Consider the following 19548-nt stretch of genomic DNA (forward strand, 5'->3'; position numbering starts at 1 on the left):
ATCTTTTTATAGCTTTTAATTATGTCAATTCTTAATAACCCAAAGAATCAATTCTCCAAAAGAGATAATGGAGAACAACCAAAATATTGGAAATCAAAGCTGCATGGTCTTGAGCCCATTAATTTACCCAAAGATCTATTTGGTTCATTGGATGAAAAAGGCAAGTTCCTGAAAGTCCATTTTCCAAAAGATTCAATCCCAATTGAACATCTAAAGAATTCATTTGAAGATTCATCTATTCTATTTCCCCTAATAGGTAGTCTCCAAGTACTTCTTTACCGATATAGTAGCCAAAATGATTTTTGCATAGGCTTATCTTTAGAAGATTTGAATTTAAAAGAATTATCTGAGAATAATGGGCTCAAAATAGATTTAAGCCCCTTGCCAATTAGATCACAACTTGATAGCAGTATTTCATTTGACAGCCTCATTCAAAACACAAGAGACACTTTTTTTGAGGCACTAGAAAACAGTAATATTACTATTGTGGAGTTTATTAATGGGTTGGGAAATGACCAAATCAGTGATTTCCTACTAGATGTAGTGTGCATTTTTAGAAATCAAAGAAAAACAGAAAGTGACCATAATAATAGGAAACCAAATGGTTTATTAGATAAAAATTACAACCCTATTTTGGTTTTTGAATTTGAGGAATCAAATAAATACCTCAATGGATCAATTTCCTTTAGAAGCGATGTGTATGGTGAAGCGTTTATCAATCGAATGATTGAACATTTTTCACAACTATTGGATTCCATCCGCCTTTCTCCCAATACTAAAATTAGCGAATTGAACATTTTAAGTAAGAAAGAAAAATCATTTCTTATCAAAACCCTTAACGATACCACAACAACATTCGATGAAAGTGTAACTCTCTTAGATCTTTTTGAAGATCAGGTTAAAAAAAATCCCAAAGCCATAGCGCTAGAATTTGAAGGTAATCAGCTTACCTACAGACAACTTGATAGCAAGTCTAATCAACTGGCAAATTACCTCAATAGTATTTATTTCACTTTCGAAAATCCAATTCCCATTTGCTTGGAACGTTCCTTGGAAATGGTCATTGCTATTTTTGGAATCCTCAAATCAGGGAGGGCTTACGTTCCCATCGATCCTGCTTTACCCAAGGACAGGATTGACTATATGATTGAAGATATCAAAGCAGAATTTATCATTTGTTCCTCAGAAATAGCATACGATTTTGCCGATGAAATAGACTGTGTCATATTGGATCAAAAAATGGATGTTCTAAACAGTATGCCTTGTGAGAAACTACCGATCTTGGTCTTGCCTGAAAACTTGGCTTACATCATCTACACTTCTGGTTCTACCGGAAGACCCAAAGGGGTGATGATAGAGCATCGGAATGTGGTCAACTTTTTGGCCAGTATGTCGAAAAATGTAGAATTCGAAGCTTATTCAAGTTTACTCTCGGTTACTACCTACAGTTTTGACATCTTTTACCTTGAACTTTTTCTTCCTCTTGTTAACGGTGGTAAGGTATTTTTGGCAACCAGGGAAGTTGCTATGGACGGATTCAGTCTTGCCCAAAAACTGCGAGAAGTCCAACCTACCCACGTGCAGGCTACTCCCTCTGGATGGCAGATGCTTCTCAATTCTGGTTGGAAAAATCCACAAAATATCAAAATGCTGGTCGGGGGAGAAGCCCTAAGTGAGGAATTGAAGGATAATCTAGTTGGATTAGGCCCTCTTTGGAATATGTATGGTCCCACCGAAACAACCATCTGGTCAACCTATAAAAAAATGGAGTTAAACGAAAGGGTTAACATCGGGAAACCAATAGACAATACATCTGTATATATCCTAGGTCCGGACGGTGGGCTAAACCCTATTGGAATTCCCGGTGAACTCTGCATTGGTGGAAATGGTGTCGGAAGAGGATACCTCAACAGGGAGGAACTTACAGCTCAAAAATTCCTTCCCGACCCATTCAGTCATGTTCCTGGTAACAGGATGTACCGTTCTGGTGATCTTGCCAAATGGCTCCCAGATGGAAATATCGAATACCTCGGCAGGATGGATGACCAGGTCAAAATCAGGGGATACCGCATCGAACTCGGCGAAATCGAATCCATCTTGCTGCTCCATCCCAATGTGAAGCAAGCGGTAGTCATGGCAAGAGAAAACGGACTGGGTGATAAAAGGCTCGTGGGGTATGTCGTCTGCGACGGGAATTTCGACAAAGAATCCGTCAGTGCATTCCTCAGATCAAAATTACCCGAATATATGGTGCCGGCACTTTGGCTTCAGCTCGAAAAACTTCCACTCACCTTCAGCGGCAAAACAGACAGAAAAGCACTGCCGGATGTCGGGATCAGTGATATGGTGACAGCTGAATATACCGAACCAAGGAATGATCAGGAAAAACAGCTTGCAGTCATCTGGCAGAGAATCCTCGGACTGGATCGTGTGGGCATCCACGATGACTTTTTTGCATTGGGGGGACATTCGCTGCTGGCAATGCGTACTGTTGCAGCAATCAGGAAAGAAATGGGTTCTGAAATCAGCATCCGCGACTTCTTCTCGGCTCCTTCTGTGGCCCAGCTTGCCCAGAAACTGATTTTCAGAGGCAGGGACCTCTACAGCCATGTACCGGCGGTTGTGGCCAGGCCTGAAACCATCCCTCTTTCTTTCAACCAGCAGAGTCTCTGGTTCATCCATCAGCTCGAAGGAAGCATTCAGTACCACATTCCACTGATTCTGGATATTAAAGGGAAACTGGACTTCACAGCACTTGAAGAGGCATTCAAAATCATCCTCAACCGTCATGAACCACTCCGTACCGTGATCAGGGAAAAGGACGGAATGCCTTGTCAGATTTTACTCGGTATGGACCGCTGGAAACTTGATAGCATGGAACTGCTGGATCAGAAACTTCTTGATAAGCAAATAACCTCCTTGATCAGAATTCCTTTCGACCTGAGCGCAGACTACATGATGAGGGCCTGTCTGATTTCATTGGGACCGGACCGCCATTGTCTGGTCATCACATTACACCACATCGCCTCTGACGGATGGCCTTCCAACATCCTGAAAAAAGAACTGATGGAATCCTATGATGCCACCGTCAACGGAATTGAGGCTTCACTTCCTCCGCTCTCCATACAGTACATTGACTATGCGATATGGCAGAGAAAATTCCTCAACAGTGATCTGATCCAGAATAAAATCGATTATTGGAAAGGCAAACTTCAAAACCTATCCACACTACAGCTCCCGACTGATTTTGCAAGGCCGCCGGTTCAGAGTAACAATGGGAACAGTTACCGTTTTTCAATCGACAATTCCCTGGTCTCCCAATTGAGAGAATTGGGACAAAGTCATCAGGCAACTCTTTTTATGACTTTGCTTGCCGCATTCAAAACACTTCTTTATCGGTACAGCGGGCAGGAGGATATCTGCATAGGCACGCCCGTGGCAGGCAGAGAAAGCGGAGAAATGGATGATCTCATCGGGTTTTTTGTCAACACGCTGGCTGTTCGGTCCAATCTAAGGGGAAATATGGGCTTTACGGAACTTATTAAAGATATCCGGGCCACTACGCTGGAGTCTTTCGAGTTCCAACAGGTACCCTTTGAAATGGTGGTGGAATCACTTAGACAAAAAAGAGACCTGAGCAGAAATCCTGTGTTCCAGGTTTTATTTGTTCTGCAGAATATTTCCAAAAATGAAGCCCATCTTGATGATGTCTCCATTTCTGAAAAGACTTATGAGCATTTTACTTCTAAGTTTGACATGGCTTTTGAACTCACGGAAGTTGATTCTGGCATAAATGGGATTGCTGAATACAATACAGACCTCTACAGACATGAAACAATAGTACGTTTCGTAAACCACTTTATCCATCTTCTGAAATCAATCCTTGAAAATCCATATTTAAACCTTGATCTCTTAAACATTATTCCCGAGGAGGAAAAAACCCTGCTGTTAGAAACTTTAAATGCTACGGAAGCGAAATACCCCCATGATAAGACAATCGTGGACTTGTTTGAGGAGCAGGTAGATAAAACCCCCGAAGCAGTTGCATTATTGTTCAGGGAAAAGAAATTAAGCTACAAGGAGCTGAATGAATGGTCGAACCAGTTTGCACATTATCTTATTGAAAGATACAATATTCAACCCGATGATCTGGTAGGAATAGAGTTGCAGCGCAGTGAGTGGATGGTGATAGGCATATTGGCAATCATCAAATCGGGAGGCGCCTACGTACCGATAGATCCGGAGTACCCTGAGCAGCGAAAAGAGTTTATCAAAGAAGATGCGAAGTTGAAAGTACTCATCGATCAGGTTGAACTGGAAGGAATCAAGAAAACCTTAAATCAAGGAAAGTATCCAAAGACAAATCCGAAAATCCGGATAAGTCCCGAGAATCTGATGTATGTAATTTACACTTCAGGTTCAACGGGTAAACCGAAGGGTTGCATGCTGGAGCATAGGGGCTTGGTCAACAGATTGGCCTGGATGCAGAAGTCTTATCCTCTGACAGAAAAAGATTGTATCCTGCAAAAGACCACTTTTACTTTCGATGTATCGGTATGGGAACTTATCTGGTGGTCATTGCAGGGAGCCTCTGTGAGTATGCTGGAACCGGGAGGAGAGAAGCAGCCCGAAAAGATAGTTGCAACAATAGAAGCCTCGCAGGTTACCGTGATACATTTTGTGCCGAGTATGCTTGAAGTCTTTTTGGAATATCTGGGCAGCTCAACTGAAGACATTTTGAAGCTAAGGAGTCTGAAGCAGGTATATACCAGCGGGGAAGCCTTGAAGACGGAACAGGTCAGGCGTTTCAAAGAACTGTTGCCGAATGTGAGTCTAATGAATCTTTACGGACCTACGGAAGCGAGTATAGATGTGAGTTACTATGCCTGTGATACAGCAGTGGAACAAAGCATTCCGATAGGAAAACCTATTGATAACACAGCACTTTACGTTTTAAGCTCCACCCACCAGCTTGTTCCTTTCGGTACCGTCGGGGAGATCTGCATAGGCGGAGTAGGTCTGGCAAGGGGATATTTAAACCGGGATGAGCTCACCAGAGAGAAGTTTATAAAAAATCCGTACAGGCCAAAAGAGCGGTTATACAGAACGGGAGACTTGGGCAGATGGCGCGGGGACGGTAATTTGGAATATTTGGGCAGAATGGATGACCAGGTCAAAATCAGGGGATACCGCATCGAACTCGGCGAAATCGAATCCATCCTGCTGCTCCATCCCAATGTGAAGCAAGCGGTAGTCATGGCAAGAGAAAACGGACTGGGTGATAAAAGGCTCGTGGGGTATGTCGTCTGCGACGGGAATTTCGACAAAGAATCCGTCAGTGCATTCCTCAGATCAAAATTACCCGAATATATGGTGCCGGCACTTTGGCTTCAGCTCGAAAAACTTCCACTCACCTTCAGCGGCAAAACAGACAGAAAAGCACTGCCGGATGTCGGGATCAGTGATATGGTGACAGCTGAATATACCGAACCAAGGAATGATCAGGAAAAACAGCTTGCAGTCATCTGGCAGAGAATCCTCGGACTGGATCGTGTGGGCATCCACGATGACTTTTTTGCATTGGGGGGACATTCGCTGCTGGCAATGCGTACTGTTGCAGCAATCAGGAAAGAAATGGGTTCTGAAATCAGCATCCGCGACTTCTTCTCGGCTCCTTCTGTGGCCCAGCTTGCCCAGAAACTGATTTTCAGAGGCAGGGACCTCTCCAGCCATGTACCGGCGGTTGTGGCCAGGCCTGAAACCATCCCTCTTTCTTTCAACCAGCAGAGTCTCTGGTTCATCCATCAGCTCGAAGGAAGCATTCAGTACCACATTCCACTGATTCTGGATATTAAAGGGAAACTGGACTTCACAGCACTTGAAGAGGCATTCAAAATCATCCTCAACCGTCATGAACCACTCCGTACCGTGATCAGGGAAAAGGACGGAATGCCTTGTCAGATTTTACTCGGTATGGACCGCTGGAAACTTGATAGCATGGAACTGCTGGATCAGAAACTTCTTGATAAGCAAATAACCTCCTTGATCAGAATTCCTTTCGACCTGAGCGCAGACTACATGATGAGGGCCTGTCTGATTTCATTGGGACCGGACCGCCATTGTCTGGTCATCACATTACACCACATCGCCTCTGACGGATGGTCTTCCAACATCCTGAAAAAAGAACTGATGGAATCCTATGATGCCACCGTCAACGGAATTGAGGCTTCACTTCCTCCGCTCTCCATACAGTACATTGACTATGCGATATGGCAGAGAAAATTCCTCAACAGTGATCTGATCCAGAATAAAATCGATTATTGGAAAGGCAAACTTCAAAACCTATCCACACTACAGCTCCCGACTGATTTTGCAAGGCCGCCGGTTCAGAGTAACAATGGGAACAGTTACCGTTTTTCAATCGACAATTCCCTGGTCTCCCAATTGAGAGAATTGGGACAAAGTCATCAGGCAACTCTTTTTATGACTTTGCTTGCCGCATTCAAAACACTTCTTTATCGGTACAGCGGGCAGGAGGATATCTGCATAGGCACGCCTGTGGCAGGCAGAGAAAGCGGAGAAATGGATGATCTCATCGGGTTTTTTGTCAACACGCTGGCTGTTCGGTCCAATCTAAGGGGAAATATGGGCTTTACGGAACTTCTTAAAGATATCCGGGCCACCACACTGGAATCTTTCGAGTTCCAACAGGTACCCTTTGAAATGGTGGTGGAATCACTTAGACAAAAAAGAGACCTGAGCAGAAATCCTGTGTTCCAGGTTCTATTTGTTCTGCAGAATATTTCCAAAAATGAAGCCCATCTTGATGATGTCTCCGTTTCTGAAAAGACTTATGAGCATTTTACTTCTAAGTTTGACATGGCTTTTGAACTCACGGAAGTTGATTCTGGCATAAATGGGATTGCTGAATACAATACAGACCTCTACAGACATGAAACAATAGTACGTTTTGTAAACCACTTTATCCATCTTCTGAAATCAATCCTTGAAAATCCATCTGAGACTATTGAAAAATTAAAATTCCTGTCCAAGAACGAAGAAACAGAACTGATTAAATTATTCAATTCACCCCCTCAAATTCTCCCCAATCAAAAGACAATCCTTGATTTGTTTCAGGAGCAGGTAAGAAAATCACCTGACGCCATTGCTGTTGTATTTGAGGGCAAAAAACTGAGTTACTCTGATCTAGATAAAAAATCAGATCAAATTGCCAATTATCTTTTGGCAAAAGGCATTAAAAATGAAGCCATGATTCCAATTTGTCTGGACAGATCTTTTGAAATGATTATTGGGATTTTGGGTATTATAAAAGCAGGAGTAGCATATGTCCCTATTGATCCAACTTACCCTGAGGACAGAATTAATTTTATTTTGAGAGATTCAGGGGCCAACATCCTTTTGACCACTTCAGATATAAGTGAGAAATTTCCTGACTCAATTGAAATCCTTTGCCTAGATACCTCTCAATTGGAACTAGAGAAAACATTATTTGAGGTAGAGAAAAAAGAAATCAGTCCAAATAACCTTGCATATGTGATTTATACCTCGGGTTCTACAGGAACACCGAAGGGTGTGCTGATCGAGCATAAGGGTTTATTGGCATCTACCTTGGCAAGAAAATCCTATTATGATAAAACAGGTGCAGTATTGATGATACCTTCATTTGCATTTGATTCATCAGTTGCAGTGATTTTTGGGGCCTTGACCTCAGGTGAACAATTGATTTTGTGCAAAAGTGAATTGATAAAAAGTCCTCACCATATCCAGGAACTACTAAAAGACACTGAAACAATTCTTTGTGTCCCATCCTACTATAGGTTCTTGCAGGAAGAAAATTTGCTTTCAGATTCCAAGTTGCTGAATGTAATACTTGCCGGGGAAAATTTGGATCAATCACTCGTAAAGCTGCATTTTGATAAAATCCAAAACGTCAAATTATTTAATGAATATGGTCCAACGGAAGGAACTGTTTGGGCTTCAGTAGCGCAAATCCATTCACCTGATGAAAACGTTACCATAGGCAAACCTATTGATTTTACTAAAATCTATATTCTCAATAAAGATAATCAGCTCAACCCCATAAATGTCCCCGGAGAGTTATGCATTTCGGGACATGGTGTTGCCAGAGGATATTTAAACAAACCTGAACTTAATTTGGAGAAGTTTGTCAAAAATCCATTTGACAAAACCGGAAAAGAAAAAATGTACCGAACCGGAGACCTAGCCCGATGGCTTCCTGACGGAAATATTGAATATCTGGGAAGGATAGATGATCAGGTTAAAATCAGAGGATATAGGATTGAGCTAGGTGAAATTGAATCTGTTATTAATAAACTAAATGATATTAAAGAATCTGCAGTGATTTTGAGAGAAGATACACCTGGCCAAAAAATGCTTGTTGGCTATGTGGTTTTGAAGGACTCGACCAATGCGGATTTCATTTCAAAAAAACCCGCTATTTTGAAAAAAGAACTGCGTTCAATTTTACCGGAATATATGGTCCCAAATAGTATCATGATACTTGAAAACCTGCCATTGACTTCCAACAATAAGATTGACAGAAAAAGACTACCAAAACCCGAGGAACAAAAAATATCCCAAAGAGAACCCATCACTGAAATTGAAAAACTCATATCCAAAATTTGGTGTTTATCCCTTAAAAAAGAAAAAATAGATATCAATGCAGACTTCTTTGAAATCGGTGGCAATTCATTGCTTGCAGTAAAAGTTCTTTCGCTACTTGAAAAAGAATTGGATCAAAAAATTCCAATCAATATTATTTTCAAATATCCAAGAATTGTGGATTTAGCTGAATATATAGAGGGCAGTAGTATTACTGAAAGTATTGGAAATTCTTTGGTGCACATAAAACCAAGTGGGAATAAACCTCCAATATACATTGTTCATGGAGTGGGTTGCAGTGTGACGAGTTATTATAAGCTAGCAAAAATAATGGAAGAGGAACAGCCTATTTTAGGTTTTCAAGTGAAAGGTTTGGAAGGAAATGATGAACCTCACCAAAGTATTGAGGAAATGGCATCTTATTATGTATCATTGATGCTACTTAATAACCCGAGAGGACCCTATCATATTTCAGGATATTCATTTGGTGGCTATGTAGCATTTGAAATGGCAAAGCAGATTCTGAATATGGGAAAAGAGGTTGCTTCTTTAGTTATATTTGATACAAATGCATATATAAATATGGAGAAAACATCCTTTAATCAAAAAGTTCTAAATGGTATCAGAAAGGTTATAACAGAGCTAAAGTTTTTTCCAAAGTATCCTAATTATTATCTGAATAAAAAATTGACTGCACTAAATAGAAGGATTGAAAAACAGCTTATAAGAATGGGATTTAAGTTCGAAAATAAAAGAGTGTTAAATGAACGGATGAAAATCATCAAGAAACTTACACATAACAATCATCAAATGTTATTGAAATACCATCTTGTTCCGATTAAAGTTGATATGACGTTGTTTAGAGTTGAAGATAGAGATTTTTTTTTGGAGGATGAAAAATTTTATGGTTGGAAAAAGTTCGTGGAAAATTTGCAAATAATTCAGATTCCTGGACATCATGATATGATTTTCAAAGAAAAACATATTTTGAATATAGTTTCCAAAAAACTCCAAAATGTTCTTGACGAGAAAAACTCAGTGAATAATCTGAAATAAAACTATAAATTAATTGAAAAGTAATTCTACATGGAAAAAATCAAAAAAATCTTTTAAATTCAATCAAACGGGTCAAGGATTTGCAAAATCACCAAATGGTTTGTTAAAATAGTGGAATTCCTTCCCCTAAGTAATCAGAAAAATTATCGCTGATATCCAGAAAAAGGAATAATCTTAGTTTTCTTGCCAACACAGTTTCGAAAAAAACCTTTGAAAATAAAACCTAGGCTATGGATATCAATTTGTGAAATTTTGTTAAAATGTGCTGATAAGACAATAGAGTACAAAACCTCTGGTTTCTAAAATTTAAATATTTAGGTATTTTGTTTTTAAGGAAAACGCTTATATTCCCATCTTATAAATACAAGCTTCAAATAAAGTTATGACACATTTTTAGTGATACAAACAAAAAGATAATGCCATCAACGAAATCGCAAATCACCCAATCAGCGACAGAGTCTTCCTTTCCAATCAATGAATATTGGATTAAAAAGCTTGAAGGTATCGAAGAATTAAATCTGCCAAAGAATTATTCAAAATCTTTGGCTAAAGGAAAAAAAAATAACAAAATCGATTTCCGGATAGACAAGTCGTTAATTGAAAATATCGGGACACAATTTCCCAAGTCAAAGACCTCGCCATCTTTGGTCCTATTCGCTGCACTGAAAGTATTAGTATATAGATACAGCAATCAAATTGATTTTTGCATTGGCACAACCTTAAGGGAAGCAGCCCTTGACAATCCAACTGATAAAGATGTAAAAAACGTTTATTTGGACGTCCTGCCCATAGGCACCAAAATAGATGCCACTATGCCTTTTGGTGACTTTGTCTACAAATTAGGCATTGATTTAATGGAAGCCAATTCCAATAATCAAATCTCTGTTGATCAGCTAATTTCCTTATTGGGAAAAAAGGATGAAAAAGATTTGAGGTTACTTTTCCCTGTCATCTTCGACTATCACAAAAACAATGATATTGATATTCTGAGCCAATCATCTAAAATAAATCTTGAGAATTTTAATTCAACTTTACTGGTCAGGTTTGTAGAAAATGATGGGAAAATTGAAGGGCGCATCACCTTTGATAAAGAATTCGTTTGTTATGAAAGCGCAAATAGGATGGTTTCCCATTATATAACACTTCTTGAATCCATCCATTCCAATCCCCACCAAAGCCTAAGTCTTTTAAACATTATCCCGACAAAGGAAAAAACCCTGCTGTTAGAAACTTTAAATGCTACGGAAGCGAAATACCCCCATGATAAGACAATCGTGGACTTGTTTGAGGAGCAGGTAGATAAAACCCCCGAAGCAGTTGCGTTATTGTTCAGGGAAAAGAAATTAAGCTACAAGGAGCTGAATGAATGGTCGAACCAGTTTGCACATTATCTTATTGAAAGATACAATATTCAACCCGATGATCTGGTAGGAATTGAGTTGGAGCGCAGTGAGTGGATGGTGTTAGGCATTTTGGCAATCATCAAATCGGGAGGCGCCTACCTACCGATAGATCCGGAGTACCCTGAGCAGCGAAAAGAGTTTATCAAAGAAGACGCGAAGTTGAAAGTACTCATCGATCAGGTTGAACTGGAAGGAATCAAAAAAACCTTAAATGAAGGTAAGTATCCAAAGACAAATACAAAAATCCGGATAAGTCCAGAGAACTTGATGTACGTCATTTACACTTCAGGTTCAACGGGTAAACCGAAGGGCTGTATGCTCGAGCACAGGGGCTTGGTCAACCGATTGGCCTGGATGCAGAAGTCATATCCCCTGACAGAAAAAGATTGTATCCTGCAAAAGACCACTTTTACTTTCGATGTATCGGTATGGGAGCTTATCTGGTGGTCCTTGCAGGGAGCCTGCGTGAGTATGCTGGAACCGGGAGGAGAGAAGCAACCCGAAAAGATAGTTGCAACAATAGAAGCCTCACAGGTTACGGTGTTACATTTTGTACCAAGTATGCTTGAAGTCTTTTTGGAATATCTGAGCAGCTCAACTGAAGACATTTTGAAACTGAGGAGTCTTAAGCAGGTATATACTAGCGGGGAAGCCTTGAAGGCGGAACAGGTCAGGCGTTTCAAAGAATTGTTGCCGGATGTGAGTCTAATGAATCTTTATGGACCTACGGAAGCAAGTATAGATGTGAGTTACTATGCCTGTGATACAGCAGTGGAACAAAGCATTCCGATAGGAAAACCTATTGATAACACAGCACTTTACGTTTTAAGCTCCACCCACCAGCTTGTTCCTTTCGGTACCGTCGGGGAGATCTGCATAGGCGGAGTAGGTCTGGCAAGGGGATATTTAAACCGGGATGAGCTCACCAGAGAGAAGTTTATAAAAAATCCGTACAGGCCAAAAGAGCGGTTATACAGAACGGGAGACTTGGGCAGATGGCGCGGGGACGGTAATTTGGAATATTTGGGCAGAATGGATGACCAGGTCAAAATCAGGGGATACCGCATCGAACTCGGCGAAATCGAATCCATCCTGCTGCTCCATCCCAATGTGAAGCAAGCGGTAGTCATGGCAAGAGAAAACGGACTGGGTGATAAAAGGCTCGTGGGGTATGTCGTCTGCGACGGGAATTTCGACAAAGAATCCGTCAGTGCATTCCTCAGATCAAAATTACCCGAATATATGGTGCCGGCACTTTGGCTTCAGCTCGAAAAACTTCCACTCACCTTCAGCGGCAAAACAGACAGAAAAGCACTGCCGGATGTCGGGATCAGTGATATGGTGACAGCTGAATATACCGAACCAAGGAATGATCAGGAAAAACAGCTTGCAGTCATCTGGCAGAGAATCCTCGGACTGGATCGTGTGGGCATCCACGATGACTTTTTTGCATTGGGGGGACATTCGCTGCTGGCAATGCGTACTGTTGCAGCAATCAGGAAAGAAATGGGTTCTGAAATCAGCATCCGCGACTTCTTCTCGGCTCCTTCTGTGGCCCAGCTTGCCCAGAAACTGATCCCCAGAGGAAGTGATCTTTCCGATCTTGTACCGGTGGTTGAGACTAGGCCTCAAATCATCCCTCTTTCCTACAATCAGCAGAGTCTCTGGTTCATCCATCAGCTCGAAGGAAGCATTCAGTACCACATTCCACTGATTCTGGATATTAAAGGGAAACTGGACTTCACAGCACTTGAAGAGGCATTCAAAATCATCCTCAACCGTCATGAACCACTCCGTACCGTGATCAGGGAAAAGGACGGAATGCCTTGTCAGATCTTACTCGAAATGGACCGCTGGAAACTTGACAGCATGGAACTGCTGGATCAGAAACTTCTTGATAAGCAAATAACCTCCTTGATCAGAATTCCTTTCGACCTGAGCGCAGACTACATGATGAGGGCCTGTCTGATTTCATTGGGACCGGACCACCATTGTCTGGTCATCACATTACACCACATCGCCTCTGACGGATGGTCTTCCAACATCCTGAAAAAAGAACTGATGGAATCCTATGATGCCATCGTCAACGGAATTGAGGCTTCACTTCCTCCGCTCTCCATACAGTACATTGACTATGCGATATGGCAGAGAAAATTCCTCAACAGCGATCTGATCCAGAATAAAGTCGATTATTGGAAAGGCAAACTTCAAAACCTATCCACACTTCAGCTACCGACTGATTTTGCAAGGCCGCCGGTTCAGAGTAACAATGGGAACAGTTACCGTTTTTCAATTGATAATTCCCTGGTGTCCAAATTGAGAGAATTGGGACAAAATCAACAGGCAACTCTTTTTATGACATTGCTTGCCGCATTCAAAACACTTCTTTATCGGTACAGCGGGCAAGAAGATATCTGCATTGGCACGCCTGTGGCAGGCAGAGAAAGCGAAGAAATGGAAGAACTCATTGGCTTTTTTGTCAACACGCTGGCTCTTCGATCCAATCTAAGGGGAAACATGACCTTTACAGAACTTCTTAAAGATATCCGGGCCACTACGCTGGAGTCTTTCGAGTTCCAACAAGTCCCCTTTGAAATGGTAGTGGAATCCCTTAGACAAAAAAGAGATTTAAGCAGAAATCCTGTTTTCCAGGTCTTATTTGTACTGCAGAATTTTCCCAAAAATGAGGTCCATCTGGACAATGTCTTCGTTTCGGAAAAAACTTTTGAGCATTTCACTTCTAAGCTTGACATGACTTTTGAACTAACGGAAGTCGATACAGGAATTTCAGGCATTTTAGAATACAATACAGACCTCTACAGGCATGAAACAATAGAACGTTTCGTAAAATACTATATCCACCTTTTGGAATCAATCCTTGAAAATCCATCTGAGGATGTTGGAAAATTGAAAATCCTGACCAAGGAAGAAGAAACAGACCTGATTAAATTATTCAGGTCACCCCCACAAGTTCTCCCGAATCAAAAGACAATCCTTGATCTATTTCAGGAGCAGGTAAGAAAATCACCTGACGCCGTTGCAGTTGTATTTGAGGGCAAGCAACTTACGTACGGCGCTCTTAACAAAAAATCCAATCAACTAGCAAACTATCTCCTAAAGAAAAATATCCGACCTGAAAGCTTGATACCGATTTGCCTTGACCGTTCTTTAGAAATGATCATTGGTATATTTGGCATTTTAAAATCAGGGGCGGCATATATCCCCATCGACCCTGACTTTCCCAAAGACAGGATTGATTATAAGGTTGAAGATAGCAAAGCGGATTTTGTTATATGCTCTAAAGAAACTGTCCACAATTTCAGCGATAAGACAAGCTGTATCATTATAGACCAAGAAATGGAGGCCATTTACAGCATGCCTGATGAAAAAGTAAATGTTTCCATATTACCAGAAAACCTTGCCTACATTATCTACACTTCAGGATCTACAGGAAAGCCAAAAGGTGCAATGGTCAATCATGAAAACCTCATCAATTTTTCTATTAGTCTATCAAAAATTGTTGAGTACGATTCCTCCTCGCGCCAGTTATCAGTGACTCCTTTCATTTTTGATGCATTTTGTCTGGAACTATTTGTTCCCTTGATTAATGGCGGGTCTGTTCATTTGGTAAAAAAAGAAATTACCATGGATGGCTACGCACTTTCCAAAAAACTGGCAGAAGTCCGTCCAACCCATATGCAGGCTACCCCTTCGGGATGGCAAATACTCCTGAGCTCAGGATGGAACAATCCTGACAGAATCATAATGACCACAGGAGGGGAAGCTCTTGGGGAAGAGACAAAAAATCTTTTGGCCCAAACAGGAAAGCTTTGGAATCTTTACGGTCCTACAGAGACTACGATAACTTCGACATTTAAAAAAATGGAGGTGGGTGAAAAGGTAACCATAGGAAAACCTATCGACAATACCTCTGTCTACATCTTAGGTCCGGACGGGGGATTAAACCCTATAGGGATTCCCGGTGAACTCTGTATTGGTGGAAAAGGTGTCGGTAGGGGCTACCTCAACAGGCCTGAACTTACAGCCCAAAAATTCCTTCCTGATCCGTTCAGTAACGTTCTCGGTGAGAGGATGTACCGGACAGGTGACCTTGCACGTTGGCTTCCCGACGGCAACATCGAATATCTCGGAAGAATGGACGACCAGGTCAAAATAAGGGGATACCGCATAGAACTTGGGGAGATCGAATCTGTCCTGCTCCTCCATCCTGACGTAAAGCAAGCTGTGGTTATAGTAAAAGAATACGGACAGGTAGACAAAAGGCTTATCGGATATGTTGTCTGCGAAGGGAATTTTGACAAAAATTCAATCAATGAATTTCTTAGGTCAAAACTTCCTGAATACATGGTCCCCGCTCTTTGGGTTGAGCTCGAAAAACTCCCTTTGTCCTTTAGCGGAAAAGTCGACAGAAAGGCACTTCCGGATGTCAGTGCCCAGGATATGGTGACAGCCGACTATACTGAACCAAAAACCCACCTAGAAAAACAGCTCGCCTCAGTTTACAAGAAAATCCTTGCTATAGACAGAGTTGGTATCCATGATGATTTCTTTGAATTGGGGGGACATTCACTTTTAGCTGTTAAGTTAATATCGGCCCTGGAAAATGTAATTGGGCAAAGACTTAGCATTAACCTGATATTTAAATTCCCCAGTATATCGGAACTGGCTGGTGCAATAGAGAACAGCAATCAAAATAAGGTTGGATTGAAGTCATTATTATTGGATGTAAAAACCTCGGGAAGCAAACCGCCATTATATATGGTTCATGGAGGAGGATCTTCAGCATCTATCTATTATAGTTTAGCAAAACACATTGACTCCGAACAGCCTATTTATGGCTTTCAACCCAAAGGTTTGGATGGGATCGAGGAACCAAACAAATCCCTTGAAGAAATGGCTACTTTCTATATTTCGCTTATGGTGGAACAAAATCCGGATGGCCCTTACAATTTATCAGGCTATTGCTTTGGTGGAATTGTGGCTTATGAAATGGCCAAGCAGCTTCAATCGATGGGGAAAAAAGTCGGTAAACTTATTCTATTTGACACTGCTGCGTACTATTACCGGAAAAAACATTCAAAATTTGAGAAAATTAAACTTGTGTTAAACATCATCATAGCTCAATTAAACTTTTTTTTGGATGAACCTGAATCCTATTTAGGAAGGAAAAAAAGGGCTGTTGAACGAAAAATAAATTCGCTGTTTACCAAAATTAAATTGAATCCAAATCCACAAATTGCGAATGAAGCCACAAACAGCCTTACTAAAGTTACAAAAAATAATACCACCATATTAAATAAATACAATTTGACCCCTTACAATGGCCCTGTATATTTATTCCGGGCAAAAACAAGGGAAAAATATGTCGAAGATCCAAAACTCTATGGGTGGACATCATATGTTGAAAAAGTCAATGTTATAAATATTGGTGGACATCATGATATTATTTTCAAAAGACCAGAAATCGTGAAAGATATTGCCAAAAAAATTCAAAAGGTTTTAGATGAAAGAACCTCATAAATGACTTCAAACTTTTCTATAGAATGGAATGAGTTAACCCCAACCTGGAAAAATTTCCAAGTTGAGCCATTTTCCAATGAAATCCATGTGGTCCGTATAAACATTTCTAAAAACCTCCACCAAGTTTCGAATCATAAAAACCTGCTCACCTATCCCGAAAAGCAGAAATTATCCAGAATCATAAGGCAAGAAGATAAAAACATTTTTCTCTGTAGTCAGGTAATGAAAAGAATTGTTTGTGGCCACTACCTAAATTTCCCTCATGATGAAATCAGTTTCGATTTTACGGAAAACAAAAAGCCATTCATCAGCGGCCAACCTGATTTTCATTTCAATATCAGTCATTCAGGGGATTGGATGACCATGATTATTTCCAAATATCCCTGTGGAATTGATGTGGAAAAAATACAACCTGACTTTGATTTTGAGGGAGTAATTCAGTTAACTTTTCACCCTGAAGAAATTGGATACATATTTCAGAATCCTGATCAGACTAAAGCTTTTTTCAGAATATGGACCATCAAAGAGTCCTTTCTTAAAGCCACAGGAGTAGGGTTGATAGATAACCTTAGCGACCTGAATATGATGAAAAATTCAACACCCTTGGCAAATCTTAATCCTTGGCAAATTCAGAGTTTTATAATTGACGGAAATTATTGGTGCAGTATCTGTTATCAAGCCCAAAATCCTAAAATAAAGTTTTATGACTATTGAAGAATCATGTTTTTTTTAAGACTATAAATGAGTCATAAACAAGCTGATTTTAATCATGTTAATTGATAACAATTTGAATTCTTTTATTGAAACTGAAACATTAAATTGCCCCTGATTGAAGGGCCTATTAATTGCAAAAAAAACTATGTTCTTTCGCACAAAAGAACATAGTTTTATTGAAATACTTGAATAAGCCCAAGCTTCAAATCAATAACAAACTACACCGAAACGACAGCCAAACTTAACATTCTGAAAAAATCAATTAACTTTAAACATTGATTTTTGAGCCCAAATACACCTTGTAATTATGAATCATTCCATCGACATCGAAAAAACAAAGATTTTCCTTTTTGAACTTCTGAAGCAGGAAGTGGAAACCAAATCAATGGAATGGCTGGTTCTACAAAAAGAGAAAATTGAAAAAGATGGCTCATACCTCAAGTTTTATATGGCCTTTGGTCAGGCTTCCAGATTTTTTAAGAAGACGATTTTACAACTCACTGATCAACAAAAAAAGCTTGCCAATAGCATTAGAGAAGGTTTCAGCCCTCATACTTGGGATCAGCTTCAGACTGCAAGAGGTTATTTACTCCTACATTTCGAGGAAAAAGAAGCTTCAAGTTGGGTAAATGCCCTCAACAAACTTTTTGAAACTGCGGATATGCATGAGCAACAATCCCTGTACGCCGCACTTCCAATCATGCCCTTTCAACCGGAAATGATAGAAAGGGCCATTGAAGGTCTTAGGACAAATATCAGTTCAGTCTTTGATGCTGTAGCTCTCAACAATCCTTATCCTTCGGAATATTTCGATGAAAGGGCCTGGAATCAGATGGTCTTGAAAGCCATATTTATGCAGCGCCCATTATATCAAATTCAGAATGCTGACAGTAGAGCTAATCCGGTTTTGGCCAAGATACTTGTTGATTTTGCCCACGAAAGATGGGCTGCAGGTAGAACTGTCATGCCTGAGCTTTGGCGATTTGTAGGCCCTTATGTCAATGAAGAAAATTTTGCTGATATTCAAAAAGTACTTCAGACCAATGACCCCAATCAAAAGAAGGCCGCATTGTTAGCATGTGGCAGCAGTGATTACGTGCCGGCCAAAAAACTCCTTGAAGATCATTCTGAAATCAACAAAGCCATAATAAATGGAGAAATCACTTGGGAACACATCGGTGTAGAATTTCAATCCTCCATATAATCCACAGATCAATATCAGATTTGATATAAGAGCTAAAACCATTAGTTTTCAACAATATTAAAAATACAACAAGATGGAAATGTTTATCGATCCCCATATACATGTCATATCAAGGACCACTGATGACTATGAAGCCATGCGCAAAGCGGGTATAGTGGCCATTATTGAACCGGCTTTTTGGTTGGGTCAGCCACGGACAGAAGTAGGCAGTTTCAAGGATTATTTCAGCACTTTGGTTGGTTGGGAAAGATTCCGCGCCAAGCAATTCGGTATCGTTCACTATTGTACCATGGGTCTGAATTCCAAGGAAGCTAATAATATTCCTTTGGCAGAAGAAGTGATGGAATTATTGCCGCTGTATGTTGGCAAAGAGGGTGTGGTTGCCATTGGGGAAATCGGTTATGATGACCAAACTGAAGCTGAGGATAGATTTTATAGGTTACAGTTGGAACTTGCCAAAGAGGTCAACCTCCCCGTTTTGATCCATACGCCCCATAGGGATAAGAAAAAAGGCACTACCCGCAGCATGGATGTCAGCGAGGAACATGGTGTTGATCCGGGAATGGTAATCGTGGACCACAACAATGAGGAAACAGTAAAGGAAGTTTTGGATAGAGGATATTGGGCAGCTTTTACAATCTACCCACACACAAAGATGGGCAGTGAGCGCATGGTGGAAATCGTCAAACAATACGGTCCGGAAAGAATCATTGTGGACAGTGCTGCGGATTGGGGAATCAGCGATCCATTGGCAGTTCCAAAAACTGCTGCTTTGATGCGCAAGATGGGAATTCCTGAAGAGCATATCAGAATGACCTGTTATCAGAATGCATTGACAGCCTATTCCCAAAGTGGCCAGATGGATGAATTGGATTGGCTGAGGCCGGAACCCATTGACCAAAGGCAAAGACAATTTGGTAATTCGGTCTTGAGAGGCGGACAGGAACCTAAAGTGGAAGGCTCTGATTTTGTGGAGAATTAAGCATC

5 protein-coding genes are annotated in these 19548 nt (G+C 40.7%); all 5 read left to right on the top strand.

Going from position 1 to position 19548, the window contains the following annotated elements:
• Positions 1 to 21 precede the first annotated feature (21 nt).
• The 5 genes from B9A52_RS00500 to B9A52_RS00520 all read left to right on the top strand — a co-directional run bounded on the left by B9A52_RS00500 (position 22) and on the right by B9A52_RS00520 (position 19543).
• Positions 22 to 9699 (top strand): non-ribosomal peptide synthetase, encoded by a 9678-nt coding sequence (locus tag B9A52_RS00500; RefSeq protein ID WP_084118449.1) that lies wholly within the window; start codon positions 22 to 24, stop codon positions 9697 to 9699.
• Positions 9700 to 10115: 416 nt separating this feature from the next.
• Complete coding sequence (locus tag B9A52_RS00505; protein ID WP_084118450.1) at positions 10116 to 16643, top strand: non-ribosomal peptide synthetase; 6528 nt, start codon at positions 10116 to 10118, stop codon at positions 16641 to 16643.
• Positions 16644 to 17357, top strand: a complete 714-nt coding sequence (locus tag B9A52_RS00510) for a 4'-phosphopantetheinyl transferase family protein (protein WP_084118451.1) — start codon at positions 16644 to 16646, stop codon at positions 17355 to 17357.
• Positions 17358 to 17664: 307 nt separating this feature from the next.
• The gene (locus B9A52_RS00515; RefSeq protein ID WP_084118452.1) at positions 17665 to 18561 is read left to right on the top strand and encodes an EboA domain-containing protein; all 897 of its coding nucleotides are present in this window, start codon (positions 17665 to 17667) and stop codon (positions 18559 to 18561) included.
• 73 nt (positions 18562 to 18634) lie between these two features.
• Positions 18635 to 19543 (top strand): TatD family hydrolase, encoded by a 909-nt coding sequence (locus B9A52_RS00520; RefSeq protein ID WP_084118453.1) that lies wholly within the window; start codon positions 18635 to 18637, stop codon positions 19541 to 19543.
• Positions 19544 to 19548 lie beyond the last annotated feature (5 nt).

The sequence above is a fragment of the Aquiflexum balticum DSM 16537 genome, assembly GCF_900176595.1.
GTDB lineage: Bacteria > Bacteroidota > Bacteroidia > Cytophagales > Cyclobacteriaceae > Aquiflexum > Aquiflexum balticum.

What these genes read in the sequence shown, in the direction of transcription:
- B9A52_RS00520 (WP_084118453.1), top strand. Translation starts at nt 18,635, where the DNA reads ATGGAAATGTTTATCGATCCCCATATACATGTCATATCAAGGACCACT.
- B9A52_RS00505 (WP_084118450.1), top strand. Translation starts at nt 10,116, where the DNA reads ATGCCATCAACGAAATCGCAAATCACCCAATCAGCGACAGAGTCTTCC.
- B9A52_RS00510 (WP_084118451.1), top strand. Translation starts at nt 16,644, where the DNA reads ATGACTTCAAACTTTTCTATAGAATGGAATGAGTTAACCCCAACCTGG.
- B9A52_RS00515 (WP_084118452.1), top strand. Translation starts at nt 17,665, where the DNA reads ATGAATCATTCCATCGACATCGAAAAAACAAAGATTTTCCTTTTTGAA.
- B9A52_RS00500 (WP_084118449.1), top strand. Translation starts at nt 22, where the DNA reads ATGTCAATTCTTAATAACCCAAAGAATCAATTCTCCAAAAGAGATAAT.